Origin of the sequence: Cloacibacillus evryensis DSM 19522, assembly GCF_000585335.1 — a bacterium.
Classification (GTDB): Bacteria; Synergistota; Synergistia; order Synergistales; family Synergistaceae; genus Cloacibacillus; species Cloacibacillus evryensis.
The window spans coordinates 2,187,963-2,214,824 of the sequence record NZ_KK073872.1; the positions used below are offsets into that span (position 1 = coordinate 2,187,963).

Here is a 26,862-nt window from a genome sequence, read left to right on the forward strand (position 1 = left end):
TATGTCCTCCTCCTGTTGGCGATAACGGTTATTTCTTAAGTTCGCGGAGCGATACGAAACCCGTGCTGTTTACGATCTTCTGTCCGGCGTCGCTCTGCATGTACATAATGAAGTCAAGAACTTCGCCCTTGGGCCAGCCGTTCGTGAACATGTAGAGGTAGCGCGAGAGGGGGTATTTGCCGCTGCGTGCCGTAGCTGCCGTCGCGGCGATCCCGTCGACATGGAGCCCCTTGACGGTCTTGTTGACGTAGCCCATTCCCTCATAGCCGATCGCGTTCTTGTTCTTGCTTACCGAAGAGAGCATCGCGCCGCTCGAAGAGGCGACCTGGGCCTTTGGCGTTACGCGGGTCTTCTCGCCCTTATCCATGATCATCTCCTGCCAGGTCCCGTAGGTGCCCGAGCTGGTATCGCGCCCGACGACGACGATGGGTGCGTCCGCGCCGCCGACCTCTTTCCAGTTGGCGACCTTGCCTGAATATATATCTTTAAGCTGGGCGCGGGTGAGCTCTTTGACAGGGTTGTCTTTGTGTACTATCGGGACGATGCAGTCGAGGGCGACCGCGAAGGGCACGGGATAGATGTTCTTATCCATGCAGGTCTTGATTTCGGAATCTTTGATAAAGCGAGAGGCGTTCGCGATCTGGGCGCTGCCGTCGGCGAGCGATTTGAAGCCGTTGCCGGTGCCGGTGCCGGAGACTGAGAACTTGACTCCCGCGTTTTCCTTCATGAACTGCTCCACCGCCGCCTGGCCGAAGGGAAGGACCGTCGTCGAACCGTCCATCACGATCGGGGCCGCCATCGCCATCGTCGCGGCGGAAAGAACCACAAGTGCAATCAACGCTGTTACTAATTTTCTCATCTTTATTCCTCCTAAGTTGTTGTAACCATGAGTATAGACTTAGGATGTTAACGATGTGTTCAGCAAATGTAACAGGAACGTAACGGGAGAGCCGGCGGCTTTTTCGGCGCCGTCAGAGGGACGAGCGGCTTATCGCCTCCATAACGCCGCCCGCGATCGAGAGGGATTTATCCGATATTGTAAAACAGTAATCTACCACGCCGCGGGGGTCTACGTCGCCGATCTTCATATCGTGATGGCATTCCACGGACGGATGTATGAGGCCACGGATAACTCCGGAGATGTTCGCCGCCACCGGATGTCCCGCGATCGCGCCGACAGCCTCCCCCGCTTCGACGAGGTCGCCGATGTTCTTATATGGGACCAGCCGTCCGGCCGCCGGCGCGCGAAGCAGGCGCTCGATGCCGTAGCCCATGATCACGCCTGGTTTTCTTGTGTCTGGAATAGCCAAGCCCTTCGTGATGACACGCCCGAGGCTGTGGCCGCGCATCGTTTCTATAACGTAAAGAGCGTCCTCGGGCGCGCTGAAACCAGGTCCGAGGGCTATCGTCACCGGGGCCATATCCCTCGTCGTTCCCGTGTTGCGCTTCGCCATGATCGCGTCGATCAATATGCGCGGGCGCACTTCAGCGAGCGACTTACAGTCCGGGTCTATCAGGACGCAGACCGCGCCGGGATCAAATTCCGCGGGAGAGGAGATCAGGCGGCACTCCATATCCTCAACGGTCCAGCGTCCCGCGTAGACGGCCTCGCACGCGGAGACGGCGCGGCGCACGGCGAGCGGGCGTCCAGTTTCGAGAACGAGCACGGGAAAGCCGGCCTGGCGGAGCCTGTATATCGTCCCGGTCGCGAGATCGCCGCCGCCTCTTATAATAATGGGTCTGTTTTTATCTGTTTTCATGAACGCTACCTTCTGAATTTTACGATCGTAACACCATAGCCGCCCTCGCCGGGGCCGCCGAGGTTATGTTCCGCGATATAGGGGACGCGCTTGCAAAGCTCCTGCACCTCGCGGCGCAGTATTCCCTCTCCGCGCCCGTGTATCACGGTGACTGTGTCGTAGCCGGCGCAATAGGCCTGGTCGAGATACTGCTCCACCATCGGCAACGCCTCGTCTATCGTCATGCCGCGCACCATTATCGACGAGGGCACGCCGACGGGGCGCGAGACCTTTATCTGCACCGGCGGCGTTTTGTCAGGAGCCTTTCTCGTGATCACCTTGAGCTTTGTGAGCGGGACTTCTATCTCCGCGATGCCGGCCTGTACACGGGCCTTCTTGCCCTTTACTTCGATCACCGTGGCGCTCTTGTTTGTGCCAAGCACCTGCACGGTATCCCCCGCCTTCAGTTCATGGCTCGTCGCCGCGACTGATTCGACGCTCTCCTTCTGCTCCTCGCGTTTTATCGCGGATTTTTCTATTTTCTGGAAGTGGCTGCGCTTCTTTTCAAGCTCGCGGCGCGCCTCCGACTCTGCCTGCGCATTCTCCATATTCTTTATCAGGGCGCGCGCGGAATCCTCCGCGTTGCGAACTATCGAAAGCGCCTTCTTGTCGGCGTTTGCGATCAGCGCGTCGCGCTTCTCCTCAATGGCCTTTATCTTTGCCTCATAATCTTTTTCGAGCGCGGCCAATTTTTTCCGCGAGGACTCGACGGCGGACGCCTCGCGTTCGAGAGCGGCGCGCTTTTCATGGAGTTCCCCTATGAGGTCCTCCATCGATATCTCACGCCCGTTGATCGCCCTTTCGGCCCGCTCGATGATCGAGCGGCGCATACCGAGCTTACCGGCGATGAGCAGCGCGTTGCTGCGTCCCGGTATGCCGATCAGTATCCTGTAGGTCGGAGAGAGCGTCGCGCCGTCAAACTCAACGCTCGCCGTCTCGATGTCCTGCGTCGTCAGGGCGAAACGTTTGATCGGATTATGATGCGTCGTCGCCAGCACAAGCGCCCCCTGCTCACGCAGCCAGTCGAGCAGCGCGATGCCCAGCGCCGCCCCCTCCTCGGGATCGGTGCCGGCGCCAAGTTCGTCGAGCATCACGAGGGAGCGCGGCGTGACCTTATTAAGGATCTCCGTCACATGAGTGATATGGGCGCTGAAGGTCGACAAGCTCTGCTCGATGCTCTGCTCGTCGCCGATATCGGTAAAAAGCTCGCCGATGTCGCCCAGTATCGAGCCCTCGCCGGCAGGTATCGGAAAGCCGAGCCAGCCCAGGTAGACGCAGACGCCGGCCGTCTTGAGCGCGACCGTCTTGCCTCCCGTATTGGGACCGGTTATGACGAGGATGCGGAAATCCCCGCCGCACTTTATCTCGATCGGCACCGACTTGTCGCCCAAGAGAGGGTGGCGGGCGCGAACAAAGGAAAACTGCGCGCGCGGCGAAAGGCCGGGCACGCGCCATTTGTATACGCGCGTCATCTCCGAGAGCGCGTAGAAGAGGTCTATCGTCCCGAGGACATTTTCCGTGTCGACGATCCCATTTTTGCGGTTTATCAGCTTCGCGGTAAACTCGCGGAAGATACGCGTCTCTTCCAGCATCTCCTCGCCGTAGAGCTTGCTGTATTCATTGTTGAGCGACATCAGCGACCTCGGCTCCATATAGACGCTGCTGCCGGAACCGGAGCGGTCGATCACCGAGCCGGGAAATTGCGACAGCGCGTCCTGGCGGACGAGGAAAGCATAGCGCCCGTTGCGCAGAGTGAGCACGCGTTCCTGAAGCATACCGGTGACCGACGGGTCGTTGAGCAGCGCGTGACCGCGCCTGCGCACCGTCTCTTTGAGGCCGCGCATCTGCTGGCGCAGCAGGGAAAGTTTCTCCGAGGCGTAATCATAGAGATGCCCGTCGTCGTCGATCACGGCGAGCATCCGCGCCTCCTCCGAAAAATCGCGCATGTCGCGCAGCAATATCCCAAAGTTCGGATATTCCTCGCGCGCGTCGGAGAGGGCCTCCTTCATCCGGCCGGAGAGGGTCAGCAGAAGCCGTATTTTGACCAGCTCCTCGCCGGAGAGCAGCCCGTTCTCCTCCGCCGCCTCAAGCATGAAGGCGACGGATACTATCTCGTTTATCCACGGCAGTTCGCCCTTATAACCGCGATATCTTTCGACATCCATATAGAGCGCCTGACGCCGCTTAAGCTCAGCCATATCAAAGGCCGGAGCGATATTCCGCGCGACGAGCGCCCCGATCTCGCTGCGGCAGCGCCGCGAGATCAATTCCGTTATCTTAGAAATTTCGAGACTGCCATAAGCAGCTTTTTCTATGTACATTTCGTTCCCGCTTTTTATTTTTCTAAATAAAATCTGTCAAATCAGCAGGCTGGACGTGCCAGTTGCTAAATAACCTGGCGTCAGCATACCGCAGACGCACTAAGGTGCGTCGAGGACAGGCTGGGGCCAGGTTATGACGCAAATGGCGCGTACAGCCTGCTGATTTAAGTGCGGCCGGGAGTGGGATCATACCCCTCCGGCGCTCCCCCTCCGGTCCGGTATGGGCGCAATATCTGTTCAAGCGTGCCATCCGGCAGCGTCGTCCCCTCCGGCAACAGGCTGAGGTCGATGAACATCGCGCGGAACTTGGGCCAGCTCCTCCCGGCGTAGCGCAGGATGTCGCTCTGCGACATCCACGTGGGACTGACGACCGGCGCGAGCAGCAGCCCGCCCGTTATCACCACGTAGACCACGATCACGCTCTTGATAACGCCGGAAACAAGCCCCAGCAGTTTGTCCACGCCTCCGAGACGCGCGGCCCCGATGAGGCTTTTCGTGATTATCCGCAGCGTCGCCGCGGCCAGCGTCACCGACAGCCAGATCAGCACCGCGGCCAAGACCTGAGCGATATACTCGTTGAGCCCCGTCGCCGCCGCGATGAGGCGGCCGATCCCTCCGGAGTAGTGAAAGGAGAGGTAAAACGAGGCGAGAAAGCCCGCAAGCGTTATTATCTCCCCCACAAAACCGCGGAAGGAGCCGCGGATGATAAAGTAGCAGCCGAGGATTATAAAAAATATATCCCAGTAGTTCCAGCCGCTGAGGCTCACGCGGGATCACTGTCCCGTCCGCCGAATTCAGCCGAGATCTCGTCGATCCGGCGGCTCAGCTCCTCCATCTGATGAGAGAGCGCCATCAGGGCGAGGAAGAGCCGTTCATCCTGGCTCAGGTTCTGCGGGAAAGCCTCCACCAGCGCCCCTGCGTTTTCAACAATACGAAAGAAACGCGCCGCATCCAGCTTTGTGGTCAGCGTGTATCTTTGACGGCCTATCCAGAAGGAATATTTTCCGTCACCTAAAGATTTTATTTCGCGCGTTTCGTCCATTGTTCAGAGGTTCCCGCCGTTTTACTGCCGGTCTTCGCCCGCGGCTGCCTGTTCCTGAGCCGTCAGCTTGCACATGCGTCCGAGAAGCCCGTCAAGGCGGCTGCCGAGCTCTTCTTTTTCTGCCCGGCTGGAGGCCGCCAGCTTTTCCGCGTCCTCCTGGAGCTGCATGATCTCAAGATCACGGTCTTCTATTATGCCTTTGAGCTCGGATATCTCGCGGCCCAGAGCCTCGTTTTCCGATTTCATGCCGTCAAGCATTTTCTCAAGACGGTCAAGCGCCTCGTTGACTCTTTCAAACTGTTCCATCATTCTCAAAGCACCTCCAAAATTCTTTCGTCCGTGTGGCCTCCCCGCCGAGGGAAGGTCCGTCTCTCGCTCCAGTCTAGCAGACTATCATGCCCCGCGGACATCTCCGCCGAACTTTTTGCCTATTTTTTTGACTACCTGCTTGGAAACATTCTCTATCTGTTCGGAGGTGAGAGTCCCCTTGTCCGAACCGACCCAGATCCTGAAGGAGACGGATTTTTTACCATCCCCTACCTGCGCTCCGCGATATTCGTCGATAAACTTCACATCCTTGACCAGATCGGCCTTTCTCGCTATGGCCTCAATCTCGGCCCAGCCGACATTCTCGTCGAAGACGATCGAAAGGTCGAAGTCGGCGAGCGGATACTCAGGCAGATGGACAAACTCGTTCTGGCGCGAGGGCAGCGGCGTGAGTTTTTCAACGTCGAGCTCAAAGATCACCGTCAGACTGCGCTTTATGCCGGATGCCTTCGCGCTCTTGGGAGATACCAGCGCAAGCGCGCCGATCACCTCTCCGCCTGCCGTGACGTTGACCCAGAGCTTATCGTCTGCCCACGCAGGCTTCTCCTGCTGGGAGAAGCCGAGCCTCTCCATCTGCGCGGCGCGGTGCATATACTCAAGCACGCCCTTGGCCTCGCGGAAGAGCTGCCTTGCGTCGGCGCCTACGAAGGCTCCGCCCAGGCGGCGCGCCATCTCCGGAAGCAGTTCGTCCGTGCCGCTGATACTTTTATAATTCCTGTCAAAGAACACCTGCGTCATCTCAAAAATACGGAAATCCGTGAAATAGCGGATATTTGTCGCCACGGCCTTCAGCAGTCCGGGTACGAGGGTCGAACGCAGGCGGCTCTCGTCGGGCGCCGGCGGCGTCGAGAGCTCGAGCATCTCTTTCGTATCCGCCCCCGCGGCGCCGACATATTCGTCGCCGATCCAGGGATAGGTAAAGATCTCCTGCATGCCGCAGCGGAAGGCCAGGTATTCGCGTATGGCGCGCTCCATGTCAGGCACACGCTGGTTGACGGCTTTATCAAGCAGCACGGTCGGCGCCGAGAATTCAAAATTCTCATATCCCATAAGGCGCGCGACCTCTTCAAGGATGTCATCCGGCAGCGAAATGTCGCCTGTGGAACGCCATGAAGGCGCTTCGACAAGAAGCCTGTCGCCATCCGTTTCCGTTTTGAAGCCGAGCGGCGAAAGGATATCCACCACCTCGCCCGCGGTAAGCTCTTTGCCTAGGCGCTTACGCAGGAAGTCAAGGCTCACTTCGACCTTCGCATTTTCAAGCGGGCGCGGGTAGACGTCCGTGTGGGCGGTTATCCGCATCTCAGGGAAATATTTTCCAAAGGCCTCCGCCGCGATCGCCACGGCGGCGTCCACACGCTGCGGATCGATACTCTTCTCATAGCGCGCGGAAGCCTCCGTGCGCACGTCGAAACGCTGCGATGTACGGCGTATGCCGAGCGCGTCGAAGCTGGCGACCTCGAGGATGAGTTCCGTCGTATCGTCAAGGATCGAGTCGAGCTTGCCTCCCATGACTCCGGCGAGCCCGACGGGCGACTTCTCGTCGGCGATGACGAGATCCTCGGTCGTGAGGTCGAGCGTCTCGCCGTCAAGCAGCTGCAGCTTCTCGCCCTCGTAGGCGCGGCGCACGTAAATGCCGCCCGCGATATGTTTTTTGTCAAATCCGTGGGTCGGCTGCCCCGTGGCGAGCATCACGTAGTTCGTGATGTCTACGGGCAGATTGATAGGACGCATCCCGACGCGCCAGATCAGGCTTTTGAGCTCAAAGGGCGAGGGAACGCTGCTGATATTCTTAATGACGAGCCCGACATAACGGGAGCACCGCTCCGCGTCCTTTATCTCCACCTTCAGCTCCTCGGTCATCCCGGGGAAACTGGCTGCTTCGATCGGCTTCAGCGGGCATTTGTAGATAGCGGCGAGTTCGCGCGCCATTCCATAGTGTCCCCAGAGGTCCGGGCGGTTCGTCATCGACTTGTTATCTATCTCAAGGATTATATCGTCAAGCCCGAGAGCTTCGGCCAGCGGAGCGCCGGGCTTCGCGTCAAATTCGCTGATGTCCATTATCTCGGCCTGCCGCGTCGTCGGAAACAGCTCCGCGAGGCCTATCTCGCCGGAGGCGCAGATCATGCCGAAACTCATCACGCCGCGCAGCTTCGCGGGCTTTATCTCAACGGGCTCTCCCTCTCCGTGCCACCTTACCCACGCCCCCGGTTTCGCCACGACTACCAACTGCGCGGGAGCGAGGTTCACGCCGCCGCAGACGATCGTCGAAGGCGCCGGATCTCCCACGTCCACCGTGCAGACGCGAAGCTTGTCGGCGTCGGGATGCGGTTCGACCGTCAGTATCCTCCCGACCACGAGCCCAGCGAGATTGTCCGCGAGGCTGACCGCGTCCTCGACCTCGACCGTCGACATCGTAAGGTCATACGAAAGTCTGGCCATCGTAAGGTCGGCAGGAAGGTCGGCGTATTTCTTTATCCAGTTTAACGATAATTTCATAATATCACCCTCCTACTTGAACTGTTTCAGGAAGCGCAGGTCGGCGCTGTGGAAGAGGCGCACGTCGTCCACCCCGTAGCGCATCATCACAAGGCGGTCAAGACCGATGTTGATATAGAACCCCGACCAGACCGCGGGGTCCAGCCCCGCCGCTCTGAGGACGTTCGGATGCGGCGTGCCGCCGGGCATGACCTCTATCCAGCCCACATGCTTGCATACCTTGCAGCCCGTACCGCCGCATACCTGGCATTTCATGTCTATCTCAAATCCCGGCTCCACGAAGGGGAAGAAGCCGACGCGCATACGGACGCCGACCTCATGGCCGAAGACCTTTTCGAGTATCGTTTTGATGAGGACCATACCGGAGGCGAAAGAAAAATCCTTATCGACTATCAGGGCCTCGTACTGGAAAAAGGCGCGCTCGTGGCGGGCGTCGGTAGTCTCGTTGCGGTAGACGCGCCCCGGATATACGAAACGCGCGGGTGCTCCGTGCTCGCGCAGGTAGCGGACGCTGGCGCCCGTAAGATGCGGGCGAAGGCAGAGGCGCTTCGCCCCGCGCTCTTCGTCGTGCCCCTTCAGCCAGTAGGTATCCATGCTCTCGCGGGCTGGATGCTCCGGCGCAAAGTTCAGATTGTCAAAGGCAAATTTTTCGCTGGTTATCTCAGGCTCGGAGAATACCTCAAAGCCAAGCGAACGGAAGGCGTCGTTAAGGTCGTAGCACATTTGCGTAACGGGGTGCAGGCCTCCCTGAAAGGGCTCTATGCCGGGGACGGTGATGTCCGCCGCGCCCTCGAACGCGGAGAGCGTGTCGAGCAGCTCCGCGCTGCGGCTCTCGACGGCGTCGCTGATGATCTGCTTGACGTCGTTGGCCGCCTGCCCCAGCACCTTGCGAAGCTCCGGAGCGGCCTGTCCCACGCTCTTCAATATCTCAGTCAGCTCGCCCTTGCGCCCGATAAGATTGGCGCGGACAAGCTGAAGCTGATCCGGCAAAGAACTTTGCGCTATCTTTTCCAATCCCGCCTCTTTTATCTTTTCAAGGCGTTCCAAAAGGCCGTTGTCTTCACCCTGCGGCCCCTTCGTTCCATCATTTTCCCGCATAAATCCTGCCTCCTGCAAACGGCGCTATTGCGGCGCGCCGGGTAAATTTATGTCCTTCATATCGATGAGGCCGGACACGCCGTTCTTTTCGACGAGCTTGTCCATATCCTCGACATGGCCCAACACCCACATCCTGTCCCCCTTCTCAAAGGGACGCATGGGCATCGGCGTATGTTGTATTCCCTCATACTCCATAAGTATAACAATAACTTTGTATTTTTGCGAAAATTTAAGTTCCGCCATGCTCTTGCCGATCATATCCGGCAGAGGCTGTATCTTTCCGAGGATGAAATTGCCGCCGTCGATGCGCGTAAAGGCGGAATACCACGGATAGACGAGCATCTCGCCGATACGTGAGCCCATGTCCCACTCCGGCGAGATCACCTTATGCGCGCCGACGCGCTCCAGCACCTTCGCGTGCAGCTTGTTCGAGGCGCGCGCGATGACGATCGGCACCCCCATATCGACCAGCAGGGAGGTGCAGAGGATGCTGTGCTCCACCGCCTCGCCGATCGTGACGACCGCGACATCCACCTGGGTGGCTCCGATCTTGCGCAGCGAATTTTCATCGGTGACGTCCATCTGCGCGGCGACGGCGATTTTATCGGAAAGTTCCATGACCGGCCCGGACATGCTGTCGATGCCGATGACGTTCTGTCCGAGGCTCGAGAGCTTTTCGCAGAGCGCGGTGCCGAAACGGCCCAGGCCGATTATCAGAAAACTCTTCTTTTTTCTCTCCATGACGAGCACTCCTTTAACCTATCGGAATATGCGTATTGGGATAATGTATCCCCGAATCTCCGTCAGCGGTAACAAGCGTGGAAATAAATGAATAGAGCCCAACCCTTCCCCAAAACATCAGCAGCGTGATCACGAGCTTTCCCGCCGTGGAAAGCTCCGTGGTGACTCCTACCGTCAGGCCGACCGTGCCGAGCGCCGAAGCGACCTCAAAAATTATCGCGGAGAAAGGCATCTCCTCTATCAGCGTAAGCAGCACGGAGCCTGCCAGTATCGTGAAAAGATATATTGCGATGACGGAGAGCGCCCGGCGCTCGGTCCGCTCGGATATCCCGCGGTTCAGGAAGGTCGGGTCGCTGCGCATGTGCAGCTCGCTCCAGACGGATACCGCCAGCACCCCGAAGGTCGTCGTCTTCACGCCGCCGCCTGTGGAGGCGGGGGAAGCGCCGATTATCATCAGCACGATCATCAGCGCCTGCCCGAGGCCGGAGAGCGAACCGCTGGGCACCGTCTCAAAACCGGCCGTCCTCGTCGTGACGCTGGCAAAGAGGGCGTTCCAGACCTTCGCCCACACGGGAAAATCCTTGAAAGCGACATTCCAGTCCGAGAGCAGAAAGAGCACCGTACCGCCGACGATAAGGCCGCCTGTTATCATGAGCACAAGCTTTGCGTAGACCGAGACGCGGTGCGGCTGCCGGCGCTTAAACTTGAAATAGTTGGCATACTCGGCGAAGACGGGAAAACCAAGCCCGCCGAGAACTATCAGCGCCATTATCGTTCCCGGTATTATCAGCGTCATCCTGTAGCCGTGCAGGCCGCCCAGACAGGGAGAGAATCCGGCGTTGCAAAAGGCGCTGACCGAATGAAACACGGCGAGATAGACCGCCCGCAGGAGCGCCTCCCCATTTAACACAAATCCCGCGAACAGCAGGATACTGCCGATCCCTTCGAGAAAGAGCGTGTATCTTATCACCGTGAAAAAAAGAGTGATCGCGCCCTGCACTCCGTCGACGCCAAGCCCTCCGAGAAAAAAAATGCGGCTCCTTATCCCGATCCTGCGCCCCACGGCGATGGACAGCAGCATCATACCTGTCATGATCCCCAGGCCGCCTATCTGGATCAGCGCCATCATGATCACCTGCGACAGCAGTCCGAAATCCGTTGCGATGTCGACGACGCCAAGCCCCGTGACACAGACCGCCGACGTAGCCATAAAAAGCGCGTCGACAGGAGACAGGGGCTTCGCGTAGACAAAATTATTGGAGAGCCATAAGAGAAAGGCTCCCGCCAGTATGACCAGCAGGAACCCTGTAACAATGACTCTTTCTACCTTATAAGAGGTATGAAAACGCAACGTATTTCACACTCGAATCAAAAATCGGTATTTTTACAGAGCGGCGCGCGCCTTTTCTACAAGCTGTGAGAAGGCCGGCGCGTCGTTGACGGCGAGATCGGCGAGCATCTTGCGGTTGATCGTGATATTCGCCCTCTTGAGGCCGTTGATCAACGCGCTGTAGGCAATGCCGTTCACGCGGGCGGCGGCGTTGATACGGACGATCCACAGCTTGCGGAAGTCACGCTTCTTGAGCTTGCGGCCTGCGAAGGCGCTAGTAAGCGCGTGCAGGTACGCTTCGCGGGCGCGGCGATATACATTCTTCTTGCGTCCCCAAAAACCCTTCGTGATGCTGTATAATTTTTTCTGCTTATTGCGGCTGGCGCTGGATCCCTTTACTCGCATTTTATGTCACTCCTTGAAATTTATCTGGTTAACCGTGGCTCCGCGCTACGCGTAGGGGAGCATCTTCTTTACGTGCGCCTCTATCCCTGTCGGGAGAATACCCTTCTTCCTCAGGGCACGGAGACGCTTCGAATTTTTTGAAGAAAGAAGGTGTCCGCGGCCGCTCTTTTTGAAGCTTACCTTGCCTGAGCCAGTTATCTTAAAGCGCTTTTTCGTTGCGGAATGTGTTTTCATCTTAGGCATGTTGCTTTTCCTCCTCTAATTTGCAAACTAGGCGATCCGCGCAAAACGCCGCAACGGCGTTTTGGTCTCCCGCCTATAATTTATTTACCCAGGACGGGTAACTGAATCCCCTTATTTATATCTGGTCGGCGTCGGGCAAAACGTCCTTCTTGGCCTTCTGCGCCTTCACCGCGGCCGCCGCGCCATCTGACGGCAGCTTCTGACGCTCTGCCTGCGGAGCCGGTTTCTTAACGGGGATCTCGGCTGCCGGCGCTATCATTATCCTCATATAAGCGCCCTCCATCCTCGGCTCCATCTCTATCTTGCCAAACTCCGAGACGGCGTCGACGACCTTCTTCAATACTTCCCTTCCCCTGTCAAGGAAAGCCATTTCGCGTCCGCGAAAGAATACTGAGACCTTGACACGATGCCCTGCCTGAAGGAAAGTCTGAATAGCCTTCACCTTGAATTCATAGTCATGCAGGTCTATCTTCGGACGCATCTTTATTTCTTTGACGACCTGGTTCTTCTGCTTCTTGCGCGCGTCCTTATCGCGTTTCTGCTGCTGGAAGCGGTACTTCCCGTAATTCATGATACGGCATACGGGCGGCGTCGCCTGCGGCGCGACCTCTACGAGATCGAGTTCCGCGGCCTCCGCCATCTTGAGAGCCTCCTGAATGCTTATCACTCCGCGCTTGGCGTTTTGCTCGTCAATAAGGAGAATTTCCGGCGACCGGATCTCGGAATTTACGCGGGGTTCGTCTTCCCTTGTGTTTGCTATGGCATTACACCTCCTGAAAAATTATTCGACCGAATTAAAAAGGTCCGGGCGCACAAGAATGCGCCCGGACCCTAGAAATATCTTCTCGGGGGCGGCCTGACAACTGATTTCGTCGGCAGGCGAGAGGGGCATCCTCTGCTTAAAACCCATTGATACTTATCAACTGGAAGATACTACCACAACGCGCCGCGATATGCAAGCGCAGGAAAACACCTTGATCTCCAAGTTTTCGACTGGAAACTATTGCCGTAAACAATATAGACTGCGCGCCGGATTTACAAATCCGGCGCACAGGATGTGTGGGGTGGTGAATCGTGGTCAGGCTTTGATTATGAAGGCTTCGCTTCAGCCGCCGCGTAACGTACGGGGTGTCCGGCCGCGGCATGTCTCTTCATTGCCGCGTTCCGGCATACCCTCTTAAAGAGGAATGTTCCCATGCTTGCGCGCGGGACGCTCTTTTTTTCTGCCCCAAAACATGCGCAGCGTCTGAATGATCTTTATTCTTGATTCGGCCGGTTCGATCACGTCCTCGAATTTTCCGAGCTCGGCGGAGCGGTAGGGGTTCAGGAATTCCGTCTCGTACTTTTCCTTGTACATCTCCCTGGCCGCGGCGGGATCGGCGGCCTGCGCGATCTCATTTTTATAGAGCACCTCGACGGCGGCGTCGGCTCCGACCACGGCGCGTTCGCAGCTCGGCCAGGCGATGACGAAATCCGCCTTCATGTCGATGCTGCACATCGCGGGCGTAGCTCCGCCGTAGGACTTTCTGATCGGCATGATGATCTTGGGGACGGTCGCCTCCGCCCACGCATAGAGCAGTTTTGCCCCATGCCTGATGATGCCGTCATGTTCCTGGTTGACGCCGGGCAGATATCCTGGGACGTCCACGATCGACAAAAGCGGGATATTGAAGGCGTCGCAGGTGCGAATGAAGCGCGCCGCTTTGCAGGAGGCGTTGATGTCGAGACAGCCGGCCATACAGCTGGCCTGATTGGCAACGACGCCTACCGGCATACCGCCCATGCGGATAAACCCGACTATGATATTGCGGGCATACGCCGGAGAAATTTCAAAGAAGAAACTGTCGTCGGCGATTTTTGTAATGACGCTTTTCATATCATAGGCTTTACGTTTGCTGTCGGGAATAATATCGTTGAGTTCCTCTATCCTGCGGTTAACGTCGTCGTTAGTGGCATAGATCGGAGGAAGAAGCTGGCAGTTGGCGGGGAAAAAGCTCAGCAGACTTTTGATCTGTTCGATACAGTCATAGTCGTCCCTCGCCACCAGATGTGAAAGTCCCGATTTGGTGCTGTGCGTCGTAGCTCCGCCCAGCGTTTCAAAATCCACGACCTCGCCCGTCACCTCTTTGATAACGGCGGGCCCGGTGATAAAGGCTTTGCTGGTCTTATCGACCATGACGATAAAGTCGTTGAGGGCTGGAGAGTATGAGGCGCCGCCGGCGCAGCTTCCCATGAGAGCTGAAATCTGCGGAATGACTCCCGAGGAGTTCACGTTGTTGTAGAAGATGGTTCCGTAGACTGACGCGCCCGGCCCCTCCTGAAGACGGCCTCCGCCGGAATCGTTGAGCCCGACGATGGGTACGCCGACTTCCAGCGCCAGCTCCTGCATTCTGGCGAGCTTCAATCCATGCATCTCACCCATCGATCCTCCCAGAACGGTGGCGTCCTGAGCGTAGGCGAAAGCTTTTCTGCCGTTGATAAGCCCGTGCCCCGTGATGATCCCGTCCGCCGGCGCGTCGATTTTGTCCATGCCGAAGCGCGTCGCTCTGGGTCTTACGAACATGTTGTATTCCACGAAGGTGCCGGGATCGAACAGTAAATTGATTCTCTCGCGTGCCGTCAGTTTGCCCTTGGCATGCTGCTTGTTGATTTTTTCCTGCCCGCCCTGAAGCATGATGTGCGCTTTTTTATCGAGCATGGCTTGAAGTTTCTGATTCATATGACCGGCCCCCTAAAGATAGATTTTTTCTAAAAAATGACCGCCGCGCGAAGAGGGCGCCCCTTCGCGCGGAAAAAAGTTGGAGATTTATCAGACTAATCCCTTCCAGGGGCTCAAGTCAAGTCCGCACTTCTCAAATCTTTCGCCAAGGAAGTTCAGCGCGTTCTTATACATGATCTTTTCCATGACGCCGGGCCTGAGATCCAGCTCTTCCCACTGCTTGAGGATCTCGCTGAGCTTGAAGACTCCCCACTCGGAACCGAAGATGAACTTGTCCTGGAGGCGTCTGTTCATGTCATAGGTCATGCACTGCGGGAAGTATTTGGGCCACATGCCGGAGGTTTCGCGCATCACGTTCGTCTTGTGCATCGCGACATGGTTGATGACTTCCGGCCACGGCTCGCCGACGTGCAGGGCGATTATCTTCAGGCGCGGGAAATCCGCCGCTACTTCATCGACGTCGAGAGGCTGGCAGTAGGTCATGCTGTAGAGGCCGTCGCCGCCGGGGGCGCCGCTGCCCATTCCCGTGTAGCCGATGTGGAACTGGACCGGCGCTTCAAGCTGCTGGCAGAGGTCCCACAGCGGATAGAAGCGTCTGTCGTTGACGCGGAATTTCTGCGTGCACTGCTGGAACTTCAAACCGATCAGCTTCAGTTCGGTAATGGCTCTTTCAGCTTCCAGAAGGGCGTTCTGCCCCTGCCAGGGGTCGACCGAGCCCCACGCGCCGAAAAACGCGTCGGGGAACTCCTTCCACAAGCCGTAAACAAAGTCGTTGCTGGTGGGCGGTTCGCCCATGCCGCTGGTGGCGTCCCAGCCGACAGGCTGCATTTTTACGCCGTGAGTAAGGGCGTCGTTCGCCATTACTTCGTGTCCGGTTTCGTCGAACTCCGCCTTCAGATCATCCAGCGTGCCCTTTCCAGATTTTCCGACCCAATTGGGCTGCGTGTATTTTCTGGAGGCCAGCATGGCCTTCATTGCGGGCGGATATCCTCCCTTGACAAAGGGATGCGCGTGGACGTCGATAATATGAAAACCTCTTTCTTCAAGAGTTTTAGGTGTTCTGTCTCCTTGAGCCGTTGCCATGATTCATACACTCCTTTCAAAACTAATGTCCGAGCCTTGAAAGCCCAAACAAATTAACGGTATTGGGCGATGTCGGGATCTCTCTTTTCACTGAACGCCTTGCCGCATTCTTTCGCCTCGTCCGTGTTGAAATACATGTTAAGCGCGACGCCGGCCATGGACTGAATGCCGCCGATGGAGGCGCTGTCGGCGTTGAAGGACATTTTCAGCGCGGCCAGAGAGGTCGGGCTGGATTTGACGATGTCATCCACCCATTTGTCCGTCTCCGCCATCAGCTCCTCAGGCGGGACTACGGCATTGACCAGTCCCATCCGCAGGCACTCTTCCGCGGTATATTTCCTGCACAGATACCAGAATTCTCTCGCCTTTTTCTCGCCGACTATGCGGGCGAGATAGGCGCTGCCGTATCCGGCGTCAAAGCTTCCGACCTTGGGGCCGACCTGGCCGAACTTGGCCGTGGCGGAGGCGATGGTAAGATCGCACACCACCTGGATGACGTGGCCGCCGCCGATCGCATAGCCGTTGACCGCCGCCACCACCGGCTTGGGGATGGCGCGGATGGTATGCAGAAGCTGGGCGAAGAGGCTGGGCATCGGCAGCTTTTCAATGGGCTGGGCGTCGGCGTCCGTCTCACAGGGGGTGCCGCCGATCGTAAAGGCGCGGGTCCCGGCCGCCGTGAGGATGACCGCTCCGACCTCTTTGTCTGTCCACGCGCTCTGAAGCGCCGTGATCATTTCATTCAAGGTACGATTGGTGAACATATTCATCTTGTCGGGTCTGTTGATGGTTATCTTTGCCCGGTTGTTATACTTTTCGTACAGTATATCCTGAAATTCCATATTTACCGCAACCTCCTTCTTTAAACTGTCCGACGCCGTCCGTCAGGCATCTGATCGCCGGAGAGTGGTTAGACTCGGATTACGAAGGCTTCGCTTTCGCCGACGCCGCCGCAGATCGTGCAGAGGCCATATCCGCCGCCGCGGCGCTGCAGCTCGTAGGCCATCGTCATTACCAGGCGTCCGCCGGTGGCTCCCGTCGGGTGGCCGATCGCGATCGCGCCGCCGTTGATGTTCGTCTTCGCGCGTATCGCTTCGACTCTCGCGGGGTCCTGATCTCCCATAAGCAGCGTCGAGGCGATGGGCATCACGGCGAAGGCCTCGTTGATCTCTATCACGTCCATCTGCTCCACCGTCATGCCTGCCTTGGCGAGCGCCTTCTGCGCGGCAAAGGCCGGTATCGTCGCGATGTATTTGGGATGGCCGGAGGCCTGGGCGTGCGCGACTATCGTCGCCAGCGGCTTGATGCCGCGGCGGGCCGCTTCGCTTTCAGCCATGAGCACGAGCGCGCTGGCACCGGTGTTGAGTCCTGGCGCGTTGCCCGCCGTTACCGTCGGGCTCTGGTTGACGGTCTTGAGTTTGGCAAGCCCCTCGAGCGTGGTGTCTGGGCGCGGCGACTGGTCCTCGGAGATCACGACGTCGCCTTTCTTGGTGTGGATGACGTAAGGCTTGATCTCATCCTTGAATTTACCGGCTTTGAAGGCGTCCTGATAGAGCATCTGGCTGCGGTATGCCCATTCGTCCTGCATTTCGCGGCTGATGCCGTACTGCAGCGCGACCTCGCCGGCCTGTTTGGCGCGCGGTTCGCCGGTATAGGGGCAGGAGACGACCATGATGTCTTTAAGCGTGATGTCGCCGAGGCGTTTGCCCCAGCGCAGGTCTTCCACGAAGTAGGGGACGTTGCTCATATTTTCCGAGCCGCCGCCGACGGTGATCTTCGCGTCGCCGAGTTCGATCGCGCGCTTCGCCATCGCGATGGCGACCATCGAGGAGCAGCAGGCGCGGTCTACGGTGGTAGAGTTTGCTTCGGGCGGCATCCCCGCGGCGAGGGATATCTGTCTCGCTATCGAGCGGTTCGCGGTGGGCATGTTGATGCCGATATATGTTTCCTCTACCTCCGCCGGATCGACGGCGGCGCGCTCCATCGCCTCTTTGACGACGAACGAACCCAGCGATACCGTGTTTTCACCCTTCATCAGGCCGCCGAATTTATCGAACGGCGTACGTACGGCGGATACTATTACTACCTTTTCCATATCTTTCATCCTTCTCTCTTAATCTCTTTTATATGATCTTCTTGTCATGCAGTTCGGCGAGGCGTTCATCTGAGTAGCCAAGCTTTTTCAGCACGTCGTCCGTATCGGCGCCAAGGTTCGGCAGCGGGCTGTAAGCGGCTTCGTGCTCCTCCATTTTTATCGGGCAGCCGACGACGGTAAGCTCGCCGACGACTGGGTCGGGGATCTTGACGAGCATCTCGCGCTTTTTGGTGTGCTCGTCGTTGGCGACGTCCTGCGAATTCTGTACCGGTCCGCAGGGAAGCCCCTGGGCCATAAATATCTCGCAGGCTTCCGCCTTCGTCTTGTCGGCAAGCCATTCGTTGATGATCGGGCGGATAAGCGTCTCCATGTGGGCGCCGCGTCCCGGTCCGGACTGGATGTCGGGGTTATCGAGCAGTTCTGTATGGCCGATGGCCGTAAGGAACTTTTTCCACATCGACTCCGTGGGGACGATGATCGCCACGTAGCCGTCCTTGCACTTGAAGGGGCCCCAGGGAGCGATGAGTTTGTCCGGGCCTCTGGTGACGACGTTGCCGGTGAAGGCGTAGACGTTGTGCGAACGTTCGGCGAGGGCGATCATGCAGTCGTACATCGAAACGTCGAAGTATTCGCCTTTGCCGGTGCGCAGCTTATTGATATAGCCGAGCATGGCCGCGTAGGCCGCGTAGACGCCCGTGCCGGAGTCTCCGAGCGCGAAGCCGAGCCATGTCGGCGGCCCCTGCGCGTCGCTGCCGCAGGTGTACATAAGTCCCGCCATCGCCTGCGCGATAATGTCGTAGGCCAGACGCTTCGCATAGGGCCCCTCATGCTTCTTGGAACGCCCAAAGCCGCTGATGGCCACATAGATCACGCCGGGATTGACCTCTTTGACCTTCTCATAGGTAAAGCCGAGTTTGTCCATCAGCCCGGGCTTCACATTTTCGATAATTATTTCCGTATCCTTGATGAGGTCCCAAAGGACGGCCTGTCCTTCCGGAGACTGCATGTCGATCGTCACGCTCTTTTTGCCGCGGTTGAAGCGCGCGAAATACCCGCTCTGCGCCTCGCCCTTGTCGTTTTTGAGCATCGGCGCCATTTCGCGCGCGGTGTCTCCGCTTCCCGGACGCTCCACCTTGATCACGTCCGCGCCCTGGTCGGCGAGCATCATCGTACAGGTCGGTCCCGCGACCTGCTGCTCTATACCAAGAACCTTTACTCCTTCAAGTATCCCTGCCATGTGATTGCCTCCTTATTCCTTTTCTCTATATATTTGAAGCTTTGTTAGCCATATCGGTGAGCGCCTGCTCCGCCATATCCTCGGCCTTCGCGAGCGCCACCTGCTCAAAGGTGAATTCGGTCACTTCGTCGAGCGGGGTGCCCGGTCCAAAAACGCCGCTGACGCCCTTTTCCATGAGACCGGGAATGTCCTGCTGCGGAATGATGCCGCCGAGGATAAAGACCGTGTTCTCCATTCCCTCTTTTTCCTTTACCTTGTCGACCACTTTCGGCATCAGCGTATTGTGAGCGCCGGAAAGGAGGCTCACGCCCACGGCGTCGACCTTCTCTTTCGCCGCTATTTCGGCGATCTCGTCCGGCGTGGCCTGAAGGCCGGTGTATATGACCTCGGCGCCGGCTTCCTCAAAGGCGCGCGCGACGACCTTCGCTCCGCGGTCATGGCCGTCAAGGCCGGGTTTTGCAATGAGAACTTTCACCATAACGAACCCTCCGTTTCCTTTAATAAATCTTCATCGGCGTATATTTGCCGTAAACTTTTTTGAGCACTTCGCAGATCTCGCCCAGCGTCGCGTAGGCGCTTACCGCTTCGATCATGTATTCGCCCAGGTTTTCGTCGTTCCGGGCCGCCTTTTCCACGGCGGCGAGGGCGCGCTTCACCCTCTCGTTGTCGCGCTCCGCCTTCAGCTTGTTGATCTTCGCCGCCTGCTTGATAGCGACGTCCTCGGGGACCGTAAACTGGGCGGGCTCTATGGGCTTGCCGTCCTTAAACTCGTTGACGCCGACGACGATGCGTTCCTTGTTGTCCACGCTCTTCTGGTACTTGTAGGCGTTGTCCGCCAGCATCCTCTGCTGGAATCCTTCTTCGATGCACTTCAGGGCCCCGCCCTTTTTCTCTATCGTCTCAAGTAAGGCGAGGACCTCTTCCTCAATGGCGTTCGTGAGAGCCTCGACCGCGTAGGAGCCGCCGAGGGGATCGACCGTCTCCGTCAGGCCCGACTCATAGCCCACGATCTGCTGCGTGCGCAGCGAGACCGTCACGGCTTCCTGCGTGGGCAGCGAGATCGCCTCGTCATAGGAGGAGGCGTGGAAGGTCTGGATACCGCCCGCCGCCGCCGCCATCGTCTGAATGGCGACGCGGACTATGTTGTTGATGGGCTGTTCCGCCGTCAGGGCGGAGCCGCTTGTGAAGGCGAATATCTTCAGGCGCTGCGGCTCCTCCGCCGTCACGTGATAGCGTTCCTTCATGATCCGCGCGTAAAGGCGGCGCGCGGCGCGGTATTTCGCGACCTCCTCCAGGAAGTCCAGCTGCGCGCCGAGGAAGAAGTAGCTGTTCGCCGTGGCCGCGACGATGTCCACTCCGCGCTTCACGGCGGCGTCATAGTATTCGATCATATCCGCCAGCGTGAACGCCAGCTCCATCGCCGCCGTGGCTCCGGCGTCCCGGATGTGGTAGCCGGAGACCGCGATGGGCGTCCAGTGGGGAAGGTGTTTGCCGCAGTATTCCAGCACGTCGACGGAGAGCTTGACGCCGGCCGCTGGCGGAAAGATATACGTGCCGCGGCACATGTATTCTTTGAGGATGTCGTTTTGCAGGAAGAAGCCGATCGTATTTGGGTCGATATTGTTTTTCTTCGCGAAGGCCACGTAAAAGGCGAGCATGATTATCGAGTTGGCGTTCGCCGTCGTGCGGATCTGGCGTACCTGTTCAAAGGGGATTCCTTTGAACAGAGCCTCGATGTCAGCCAGGGAGTCGATGGCGACCCCGACCTTCCCAACCTCGCCCTCAGACATAGGGTCGTCGGAATCGTAACCCATCTGGGTAGGCAGGTCCAGCGCGACGGAGAAACCTGTGCCCCCCTGCTCAATGATGTAACGGAAACGCTTGTTGGCCTCCTCCGCGGAGGCAAAACCGGCGTACTGTCCCATCGTCCACAGGCGGCCGTCACGGTACATCTCCTCGCGGATGCCGCGTGTGAACGGGAAGTGCCCCGGTTCGCCAAGCTGTGTCTTGGGGTCTTTTCCTTTTATATCGTCTTCCGTGTAGACCCTTTTCAGCTCGTAGCCTGATAAAGTGGTGTGTTTCTTCTCCTCCGCCATGTTAAGTTCCCCTTTCGTCCTTTTATGATCCGGCCTCATCGGTCGATGAAGCTTATCTTCATTTTTTTGTCGGTGAATATCCGTTCGTCCATCGTCTTCAATTCGGGAGATATCAGCGGGACGAACTCCATTTTCGGCAGGATGTCTTTTTCGATGTCCATGCCGGGCGCGATCTCGGTCAGAGTCAGGCCGCCGGCTTCAAGCCGGAATACGGCGCGTTCCGTTATGTAGAGCACCTCTTGTCCGTTTTCCCGCGCATATCTTGATGAAAAAGTCACCTGCCCGACTTTTTTCTTGAATTTCACGTATTCAGCGTCTTTTTCTATTGATAAGAGGCCGCCGCCGGTCTTGTAATCCATGTGTCCGGCGGTAAAGGTCCCCATGAAACAGACTTTCCTCGTATTCTGGGTAATATTGATGAATCCTCCCGGCCCGGTGCAGCGGCTGCCGAATTTTGAAACGTTGACGTTGCCCTCTTCGTCCACCTCGCCAAGCCCCAGGAAGGCCGCGTCCAGCGCGCCTCCGTCGTAGATGTCAAAGCTGTCGGTGATCGAGAGGATGGCGTCCGGGTTTACCGAGGCTCCCAGCCCCACTCCGCTGACGGGGACTCCGCCGTAGACGCCGGTCTCGATCGAGAAGGTCACCTGATGGCTGATCCCCTCTTCGTTGGCGACGCTCGCGACGCTGTCGGGCATACCGATGCCAAGATTGACGAGGCTGCCGCCGGTTATTTCCAAAGCCGCCCGCCTGCCGCAAATTTTTCGCGGCGAGAGCGCCATCGGGCTGATCATCTCCAGCCGCTGTCTCACGTCGCCGATCAGCTCGGGGCGGAAAACGGAGCCGTCGTAACATTGCAGATGGTTTTCCGGCTTCGCCTGCACAACGTAATCGACCAGCGCGCCGGGGATCGACACCTGCCGCGGGTCGAGCGCGCCGCGTTTGAATACGTTCTTTACCTGCACGACCACGATGCCGCCGCTGTTGTGAACCGCCGCGGCCATCGCCGCCTGCTCGCTGTGTATCGCCTCCTCCTCGAGGGAGACGTTGCCGTACTCGTCGGCATAACTTCCGCGAATGATGCAGATGTCCAGCGGGAACGTCTTATAATGGAGGTATTCCGCGCCGTCGAACTCTACCAGAGAAACGACTTCGCGCCCCGACTCCCTGGCCTTGTCGTTGACCCGGCAGCCCTCCAGCCGCGGGTCGCAGAAGGTATGCAGTCCGATGCGCGTCAGCACGCCCGGTTTTTTCCCGGCGATGGCCTTCAGCAGATGTCCGTAGACTCCCAGCGGCACGGTGTAGCCCGCGATCTGGTTTGCGCTGACCGCCCGCCCTATCGAGGGCGACATCCCCACATGCGAGGCGTAGATCGAGGCGATGATGCCGGGCTCCTTAATGATGCTCAGGCCGTAGCCGTTTTCCGTGAGGTCGCCGGGAGAGATGCCGGAAACTACGTGCAGTCCCTTCGGCCTGCCGTGGGTGAAAAAAGATTTCGCCAGCTCGCGCAGTATCTCGTCGGGGGCGGAAAAACCTCCGAATCCCCCGATACCGATCACGTCGTTATCTCTAATTAGTGATATTGCAGCAGCAGACGAAATAATTTTGCCCATCTTCTCTCACCTCACGTTTTTTTTTGGGTTTTCCCGCCGCACAAGGCGGCGGGAAAATTAAAACAGTCCGATTTAATTCGTTTTGTCCGTGACAACGCCGCTGCCGAATTTGCCGACCACAAACTTTGTGATGTAGGGGAAGACAAAGATGCAGAAGACCAGCGTCACCGCCATCTGCGCCGTCGCCGACTCCACATAGGGCTGATACTGGGGCAGACGTTCGCCGATGATCCTCGGCGCGACGACCGACAGCCCTCCCAGGCAGGTGGCCGCGACCGCGGCGTATCCGGGGCGTCTCAGGATAAGTTTGTCCGCAGTTATCATTATCGGCAGGAACACGCAGACGATGAGCCCGATCAGCACGATGTTGGCAGCCCCGGCCTGAGAGAGCGCTCTAAGGTTTATGCTCGCGCCCAGACAGCAGCCCAGGAAAAAGAGGACCACCGGCGTCGCCGTCGAAAAGAGCTTGCGTATCTTCTCGTCGGAATTGGCAAGGACCATGCCGAGAACGAACGGAACGAGCGAAGCGACGGCGCTCATGTAGTCAAAGCCGGTGCCGTCGGCTATGCCAAGGATCACCAGAGGGGTGGCGGGAACGGCGATCAGGTTGAGAACGCCCATCGCCGCTTTATCGACGTTGTCTCCATAAGACTGCATCAGCCCCGCGTAGACTCCGGGGTTGCAGCTGGCGAGAGAGATCGTGATCGCCAGCGCGGAGGCTCCGCAGATACCGCCGATGCCGAAGAATTTCAGCGTCAGCCAGGCTCCGGTAAAGGCCACGGCCAGGCGGACGACCACCAGCAGGCCGCCGCGCGCGCATACCGCGCCGAGGTCGCTGTATTTGGTTTGGCTGCCGGCGACAAAGAGCAGCATACCGATGGTCGCCATCGCTCCCGCGCCGCTGAAAGCCGCGGTAGTGGGGCCGCCTATTTTGAGCACAGCCGGAATAAATGTGTTTATCAGCGCGGTGATGATCATCGGTACGACCATGATGCCGCCGGGTACTTTATTGACCTTGCCTAGAATATCCATAGCCTGCCTCCCATCTCTCTTGATACCGCCTCTTGTTCGCGCGGCCCGGCGAGCAGCGGGGCTTGTTTTTCAAGGAAAGCGTTTTTCCCCCGGCCCCCTCATCGGTCCCGCAACAAAGGGTATCTCTGAATTCCACTCGGATCACCGCTCCCGGCTTTCCGTCGTCAGTTTTGCTGGGCGGCTTTGCGCTCCGCGATCTTGTCGGCGATGACACAGTTGACCGCTTCGTGCCTCTGGTCGCGCTCAAGACAGCCGTTGCAGTAGACGCACTTCACTATCTCTTTCTCGCGCCCCTCGACCTGCTTTTTGATCCAGTCGGGATCGGCGAGCGCCGGGCGGCAGACGCCGATGAGGTCGGCTTTGCCTGATTCGAATATCTCTTCGCCGTGCTGAAGGTCCTTCACTTTGCCGGAGACTACCACGGGGATATCAGATTTGATCTCGCGCAGCGCGTTCTTGATGCCCTCGGAGAGGTAGACATGGAGGCCCCAGGGGTATTCGGCGGTCGGCATGCAGCGGTTTCCGCTGTAGCCGGTGTACCAAGCGCCGTCTTCCGTCTTGCCGCCGGCGGAAACGCTGATGAAGTCCATTCCCGCGCCAGCGAATATCTTGGCTATTTCCGTCGTCTGTTTAAGCGTATTGCCGCCTTTGACGAACTCTTCGCCGGAGATGCGGCAGCCCACGCAGTAATCGTCGCCGACCTCTTTGCGGATATCTTCCATGATCTCCGTCACGATGCGGCAGCGGCCTTCGGTGTTGCGTCCGTATTTGTCCGTGCGCTTGTTGAGCAGCGAAATGAATGAGGAAAGGGTGTATCCGTGCGCCACATGCAGCTCCACGCCGTCAAATCCGGCTTCCCTCGCTCTGATGGTGCTCTCGACGAACTGGCGCTTGCAAAGGTCGATATCTTCGTAGGTGAGGTCTTCCACGGCCTGCTTCCATCCCGTGCGCACAGACTGCTTCACGTAGTGGATGAGCTGCACCGTCATTTTGCAGCCTTCGGCGTGGACGGCGTCGGTCATCTCTTTGAGGCCGGGGATGAACTTGTCGTCGCAGATGCGGAGGAGGTTGGGGCTCTTTCTGTCGAGCACGCCGCAGGCTTCGACGTCGATAAGGCCGAAGCCGCCCTTGGCGCGCGCCACGTGGCGTTCGATGAGAGCGTCGGTTACAAATCCGACCTCGTCGGCAAGACAGGTGACGGCGGGAAGCCACACCAAACGGTTTTTAAGTTCGAGATTTCTGAATTTTACAGGCTCTAATATTTTCATGGAATTATACCTCCAAAATTATTTTATTAGGGGTGTGAAGGGCTAAAGAGCCCTTCACGCGTTTTATGGGTGGCCGAACAGGGAAGTGTTCGTATTACGCCTTATTTTTTTCCTCTTCCGCCATGATCGCGTAAATTTCCTGGCGGAGCTCCTCTTTCTTGACCTTGCCGATGTTCGTATGCGGCAGATCGTCGCGGATCTCAAGGCGTTCGGGAAGCTTGAACTTCGCGAGCTTGCCGGTGAGGAACTCGACTATCTCTTTAAGCGTGATGGTCTCTCCCGGGTTCCTCATGGAGACGAACAGGCAGGCCTTCTCGCCCAGCACGTGATCCGGCATCGGCACGAGCGCCGCGTCATGGATCTTCTCATGCTTCAGGACCAGGTTCTCCACCTCTTCGCAGCTGAACTTCTCGCCGCCGCGGTTGATGGCGTCCTTGATGCGTCCCATAATGACGAAACCCTTGCCGCTCTTGTGCATAGCGGCGAGGTCTCCCGAACGGTAGAAGCCGTCGGCCGTAAAGGCCTTTTTATTGTGGTCGGGGGCGTCATAGTAACCGCGTATCGTGTAGGGGCCGCGGAAGATTATCTCTCCCGGGCGCTCCGTTTCGCCGCGGAAGACGGCGCTGCCGTCGTGTACGCTCTCCGCGATCAGCTCGCCGTTGTCCTTGTCGATGATCTTCCACTCGTCCGCGGGCGATACCGGCAGGCCGATCGTGTTATAAGTGACCTCGTCGTCGTCAAAGAGGCTAGTCTGCGTAATAGTACCCTCGGACATGCCGAACTGCGAGATGAGGCGGCAGCCCAGTTCCGGATATACGCGCGCGGCGACGACAGGCTCGATCTTGGAGCCGCCGTTGACGACGATCTTCCATGAGGAGAGGTCATACTTCGCCCTGTCTTCAAAATTCAGCATGTTGATTATCATTGCCGGAACCATCGGGATGTGGGAGATCTTTTCTTTCTCGATCAGTTTGCAGATATCCTCGGTGCGCGGAGAGGTGCTCATGACGACCTTGCCGCCGAAGGAGAAAGCTCCCTGTATTCCCGGGGCGGCCAGTACCATGTTGTGAGCTACGGGTGCCACCGCAAGCTGCACTGTGTACATGTTATAGCCAAGCTCACGGCTCGATTCTTCCGCCACATAGCGGTAGGCGTTGTATTCGCGCGGGATGAGCTTCGGGATTCCGGTCGTGCCGCCGGAGAGCAGGAGGATGCAGACGTCGTGCGGGTCCGGCAGATATTTTCTGAGAAGGTCGGGATCATCCTCACCCTCGGCCGGAGCGGCCAGCAGATCATTGACATAGAGGTATCCCGCGGGGATCTCCTGGCCGAGGCCGGCGATCATCTTATATTTCATTTCGGGCAGCTCAGCCGCCACCTGATCTACTAATTCCACATAGTTATATTTATTTGCAAAACCGGGTATAATATAGCCGACCGCTTTCGCCTTTGCCGCGATCTGTGATATCTCCGTATATCTGTGCTGTGCCAGGCACATAACGGGAATGACGCCGATCTTCTGCAGTGCGAGGTAGATAAAAACAAACTCGGGTATGTTTGTCAGCTGGATGATTATGCGATCTTCGTGCTTAAGCCCCATCTTCAGGAAGTGCAGGGCAAGGCGGTCCGAACCTTTCTTGAGTTCTCCGTAGGTAAAACGCTGTTCGCCTCCTACAAGAGCCTCGCGGTTCCAGAAACGTTCCGCAATATTATCAAAAACCTGTGAAAAATTCTCTTTCTTCCAATAGCCTTTCTCTTCGTAAGACTTTGCAAGTTCGGGTTGATAAGCGGTCCAATGTTCTAGCATGGTTCCCCTCCGTTCGAATAAGTACATAATGAGACGTCCTGGTTTAGTGCGATTGTGTGTGGTCTTTGCGCTCTGTGAAAAATTTCATTTGCTGAGATAACAGAAAAGAAACCGCA

The 26,862-nt window shown here is 57.9% G+C and carries 24 protein-coding genes; all 24 read right to left on the reverse strand.

Translation table 11 applies throughout. The features are described 5' to 3' along the window. Positions 1–28: 28 nt before the first annotated feature. The 24 genes from CLOEV_RS09745 to CLOEV_RS09860 all read right to left on the reverse strand — a co-directional run bounded on the left by CLOEV_RS09745 (position 29) and on the right by CLOEV_RS09860 (position 26,746). The gene (locus tag CLOEV_RS09745; protein ID WP_034443431.1) at positions 29–859 is read right to left on the reverse strand and encodes a PstS family phosphate ABC transporter substrate-binding protein; all 831 of its coding nucleotides are present in this window, start codon (positions 857–859) and stop codon (positions 29–31) included. Positions 860–971: 112 nt separating this feature from the next. Further along, positions 972–1,760 (reverse strand): selenium-dependent molybdenum cofactor biosynthesis protein YqeB, encoded by a 789-nt coding sequence (gene yqeB / locus CLOEV_RS09750; RefSeq protein WP_008712511.1) that lies wholly within the window; start codon positions 1,758–1,760, stop codon positions 972–974. Between the two features lie 5 nt (positions 1,761–1,765). Continuing rightward, complete coding sequence (locus CLOEV_RS09755) at positions 1,766–4,120, reverse strand: endonuclease MutS2 (RefSeq protein ID WP_034443433.1); 2,355 nt, start codon at positions 4,118–4,120, stop codon at positions 1,766–1,768. A gap of 164 nt (positions 4,121–4,284) precedes the next feature. Then, positions 4,285–4,887: a CvpA family protein gene (locus CLOEV_RS09760; RefSeq protein WP_034443435.1), complete on the reverse strand. Its 603-nt coding sequence runs from the start codon at positions 4,885–4,887 to the stop codon at positions 4,285–4,287. Beyond that, complete coding sequence (locus tag CLOEV_RS09765) at positions 4,884–5,162, reverse strand: hypothetical protein (protein ID WP_008712516.1); 279 nt, start codon at positions 5,160–5,162, stop codon at positions 4,884–4,886. Before CLOEV_RS09765 ends, CLOEV_RS09760 begins: the two co-directional genes overlap by 4 nt. Before the next feature lie 21 nt (positions 5,163–5,183). Next, positions 5,184–5,471, reverse strand: a complete 288-nt coding sequence (locus CLOEV_RS09770; RefSeq protein ID WP_008712518.1) for a hypothetical protein — start codon at positions 5,469–5,471, stop codon at positions 5,184–5,186. A gap of 84 nt (positions 5,472–5,555) precedes the next feature. Beyond that, positions 5,556–7,985, reverse strand: a complete 2,430-nt coding sequence (gene pheT, locus CLOEV_RS09775) for a phenylalanine--tRNA ligase subunit beta (RefSeq protein ID WP_034443438.1) — start codon at positions 7,983–7,985, stop codon at positions 5,556–5,558. Between the two features lie 12 nt (positions 7,986–7,997). Continuing rightward, a complete protein-coding gene (locus tag CLOEV_RS09780) occupies positions 7,998–9,083 on the reverse strand; it encodes a phenylalanine--tRNA ligase subunit alpha (protein ID WP_008712522.1) in 1,086 nt (361 codons plus the stop codon). A gap of 24 nt (positions 9,084–9,107) precedes the next feature. After that, complete coding sequence (locus tag CLOEV_RS09785; RefSeq protein WP_008712525.1) at positions 9,108–9,824, reverse strand: potassium channel family protein; 717 nt, start codon at positions 9,822–9,824, stop codon at positions 9,108–9,110. Positions 9,825–9,837: 13 nt separating this feature from the next. After that, the gene (locus CLOEV_RS09790) at positions 9,838–11,175 is read right to left on the reverse strand and encodes a TrkH family potassium uptake protein (RefSeq protein WP_008712527.1); all 1,338 of its coding nucleotides are present in this window, start codon (positions 11,173–11,175) and stop codon (positions 9,838–9,840) included. Positions 11,176–11,208: 33 nt separating this feature from the next. Continuing rightward, positions 11,209–11,559, reverse strand: a complete 351-nt coding sequence (gene rplT, locus CLOEV_RS09795; RefSeq protein WP_008712528.1) for a 50S ribosomal protein L20 — start codon at positions 11,557–11,559, stop codon at positions 11,209–11,211. 45 nt (positions 11,560–11,604) lie between these two features. Further along, complete coding sequence (gene rpmI, locus CLOEV_RS09800) at positions 11,605–11,802, reverse strand: 50S ribosomal protein L35 (RefSeq protein WP_008712529.1); 198 nt, start codon at positions 11,800–11,802, stop codon at positions 11,605–11,607. A gap of 115 nt (positions 11,803–11,917) precedes the next feature. Continuing rightward, a complete protein-coding gene (gene infC / locus CLOEV_RS09805) occupies positions 11,918–12,562 on the reverse strand; it encodes a translation initiation factor IF-3 (protein WP_051485019.1) in 645 nt (214 codons plus the stop codon). A 417-nt stretch (positions 12,563–12,979) separates the two neighbouring features. Then, the gene (locus CLOEV_RS09810) at positions 12,980–14,521 is read right to left on the reverse strand and encodes an acyl-CoA carboxylase subunit beta (RefSeq protein WP_034443440.1); all 1,542 of its coding nucleotides are present in this window, start codon (positions 14,519–14,521) and stop codon (positions 12,980–12,982) included. A gap of 90 nt (positions 14,522–14,611) precedes the next feature. Further along, on the reverse strand, positions 14,612–15,604 hold the full coding sequence (locus CLOEV_RS09815; protein WP_008712547.1) for an amidohydrolase family protein: 993 nt from the start codon (positions 15,602–15,604) through the stop codon (positions 14,612–14,614). 53 nt (positions 15,605–15,657) lie between these two features. Beyond that, entirely contained in the window at positions 15,658–16,443 is a 786-nt protein-coding gene (locus tag CLOEV_RS09820; RefSeq protein ID WP_034443442.1) for an enoyl-CoA hydratase-related protein, read from the reverse strand. A 68-nt stretch (positions 16,444–16,511) separates the two neighbouring features. Next, positions 16,512–17,696, reverse strand: coding sequence for a thiolase family protein (locus tag CLOEV_RS09825; RefSeq protein WP_034443444.1), 1,185 nt, complete (start codon positions 17,694–17,696; stop codon positions 16,512–16,514). A 28-nt stretch (positions 17,697–17,724) separates the two neighbouring features. Continuing rightward, positions 17,725–18,933: a CaiB/BaiF CoA transferase family protein gene (locus tag CLOEV_RS09830; RefSeq protein ID WP_008712559.1), complete on the reverse strand. Its 1,209-nt coding sequence runs from the start codon at positions 18,931–18,933 to the stop codon at positions 17,725–17,727. A 25-nt stretch (positions 18,934–18,958) separates the two neighbouring features. Further along, the gene (locus CLOEV_RS09835) at positions 18,959–19,411 is read right to left on the reverse strand and encodes a cobalamin B12-binding domain-containing protein (RefSeq protein ID WP_008712561.1); all 453 of its coding nucleotides are present in this window, start codon (positions 19,409–19,411) and stop codon (positions 18,959–18,961) included. A gap of 19 nt (positions 19,412–19,430) precedes the next feature. Further along, positions 19,431–21,029, reverse strand: coding sequence for an acyl-CoA mutase large subunit family protein (locus CLOEV_RS09840; RefSeq protein ID WP_245591127.1), 1,599 nt, complete (start codon positions 21,027–21,029; stop codon positions 19,431–19,433). Positions 21,030–21,064: 35 nt separating this feature from the next. After that, positions 21,065–22,639 (reverse strand): acyl CoA:acetate/3-ketoacid CoA transferase, encoded by a 1,575-nt coding sequence (locus tag CLOEV_RS09845; protein ID WP_034443448.1) that lies wholly within the window; start codon positions 22,637–22,639, stop codon positions 21,065–21,067. A 72-nt stretch (positions 22,640–22,711) separates the two neighbouring features. Beyond that, complete coding sequence (locus CLOEV_RS09850; RefSeq protein ID WP_008712567.1) at positions 22,712–23,671, reverse strand: 2-keto-3-deoxygluconate permease; 960 nt, start codon at positions 23,669–23,671, stop codon at positions 22,712–22,714. A 164-nt stretch (positions 23,672–23,835) separates the two neighbouring features. Then, positions 23,836–24,939 carry an oxidoreductase gene (locus CLOEV_RS09855; protein ID WP_008712574.1) on the reverse strand — a complete coding sequence of 368 codons (1,104 nt, stop codon included), beginning with the start codon at positions 24,937–24,939 and terminating at the stop codon, positions 23,836–23,838. Positions 24,940–25,033: 94 nt separating this feature from the next. Then, complete coding sequence (locus CLOEV_RS09860; protein ID WP_008712576.1) at positions 25,034–26,746, reverse strand: (2,3-dihydroxybenzoyl)adenylate synthase; 1,713 nt, start codon at positions 26,744–26,746, stop codon at positions 25,034–25,036. Positions 26,747–26,862 lie beyond the last annotated feature (116 nt).

Bases quoted from the DNA above. Each gene is read 5' to 3' on its own strand.
- CLOEV_RS09820 (WP_034443442.1), bottom strand. From the start codon at position 16,443: ATGGAATTTCAGGATATACTGTACGAAAAGTATAACAACCGGGCAAAG.
- CLOEV_RS09825 (WP_034443444.1), bottom strand. From the start codon at position 17,696: ATGGAAAAGGTAGTAATAGTATCCGCCGTACGTACGCCGTTCGATAAA.
- CLOEV_RS09765 (WP_008712516.1), bottom strand. From the start codon at position 5,162: ATGGACGAAACGCGCGAAATAAAATCTTTAGGTGACGGAAAATATTCC.
- CLOEV_RS09830 (WP_008712559.1), bottom strand. From the start codon at position 18,933: ATGGCAGGGATACTTGAAGGAGTAAAGGTTCTTGGTATAGAGCAGCAG.
- CLOEV_RS09855 (WP_008712574.1), bottom strand. From the start codon at position 24,939: ATGAAAATATTAGAGCCTGTAAAATTCAGAAATCTCGAACTTAAAAAC.
- CLOEV_RS09770 (WP_008712518.1), bottom strand. From the start codon at position 5,471: ATGATGGAACAGTTTGAAAGAGTCAACGAGGCGCTTGACCGTCTTGAG.
- CLOEV_RS09810 (WP_034443440.1), bottom strand. From the start codon at position 14,521: ATGAATCAGAAACTTCAAGCCATGCTCGATAAAAAAGCGCACATCATG.
- CLOEV_RS09755 (WP_034443433.1), bottom strand. From the start codon at position 4,120: ATGTACATAGAAAAAGCTGCTTATGGCAGTCTCGAAATTTCTAAGATA.
- CLOEV_RS09845 (WP_034443448.1), bottom strand. From the start codon at position 22,639: ATGGGCAAAATTATTTCGTCTGCTGCTGCAATATCACTAATTAGAGAT.
- CLOEV_RS09850 (WP_008712567.1), bottom strand. From the start codon at position 23,671: ATGGATATTCTAGGCAAGGTCAATAAAGTACCCGGCGGCATCATGGTC.
- yqeB (WP_008712511.1), bottom strand. From the start codon at position 1,760: ATGAAAACAGATAAAAACAGACCCATTATTATAAGAGGCGGCGGCGAT.
- pheT (WP_034443438.1), bottom strand. From the start codon at position 7,985: ATGAAATTATCGTTAAACTGGATAAAGAAATACGCCGACCTTCCTGCC.
- CLOEV_RS09780 (WP_008712522.1), bottom strand. From the start codon at position 9,083: ATGCGGGAAAATGATGGAACGAAGGGGCCGCAGGGTGAAGACAACGGC.
- CLOEV_RS09745 (WP_034443431.1), bottom strand. From the start codon at position 859: ATGAGAAAATTAGTAACAGCGTTGATTGCACTTGTGGTTCTTTCCGCC.
- CLOEV_RS09860 (WP_008712576.1), bottom strand. From the start codon at position 26,746: ATGCTAGAACATTGGACCGCTTATCAACCCGAACTTGCAAAGTCTTAC.
- rplT (WP_008712528.1), bottom strand. From the start codon at position 11,559: ATGCGAGTAAAGGGATCCAGCGCCAGCCGCAATAAGCAGAAAAAATTA.
- CLOEV_RS09815 (WP_008712547.1), bottom strand. From the start codon at position 15,604: ATGGCAACGGCTCAAGGAGACAGAACACCTAAAACTCTTGAAGAAAGA.
- CLOEV_RS09835 (WP_008712561.1), bottom strand. From the start codon at position 19,411: ATGGTGAAAGTTCTCATTGCAAAACCCGGCCTTGACGGCCATGACCGC.
- rpmI (WP_008712529.1), bottom strand. From the start codon at position 11,802: ATGCCTAAGATGAAAACACATTCCGCAACGAAAAAGCGCTTTAAGATA.
- CLOEV_RS09785 (WP_008712525.1), bottom strand. From the start codon at position 9,824: ATGGAGAGAAAAAAGAAGAGTTTTCTGATAATCGGCCTGGGCCGTTTC.
- CLOEV_RS09840 (WP_245591127.1), bottom strand. From the start codon at position 21,029: ATGGCGGAGGAGAAGAAACACACCACTTTATCAGGCTACGAGCTGAAA.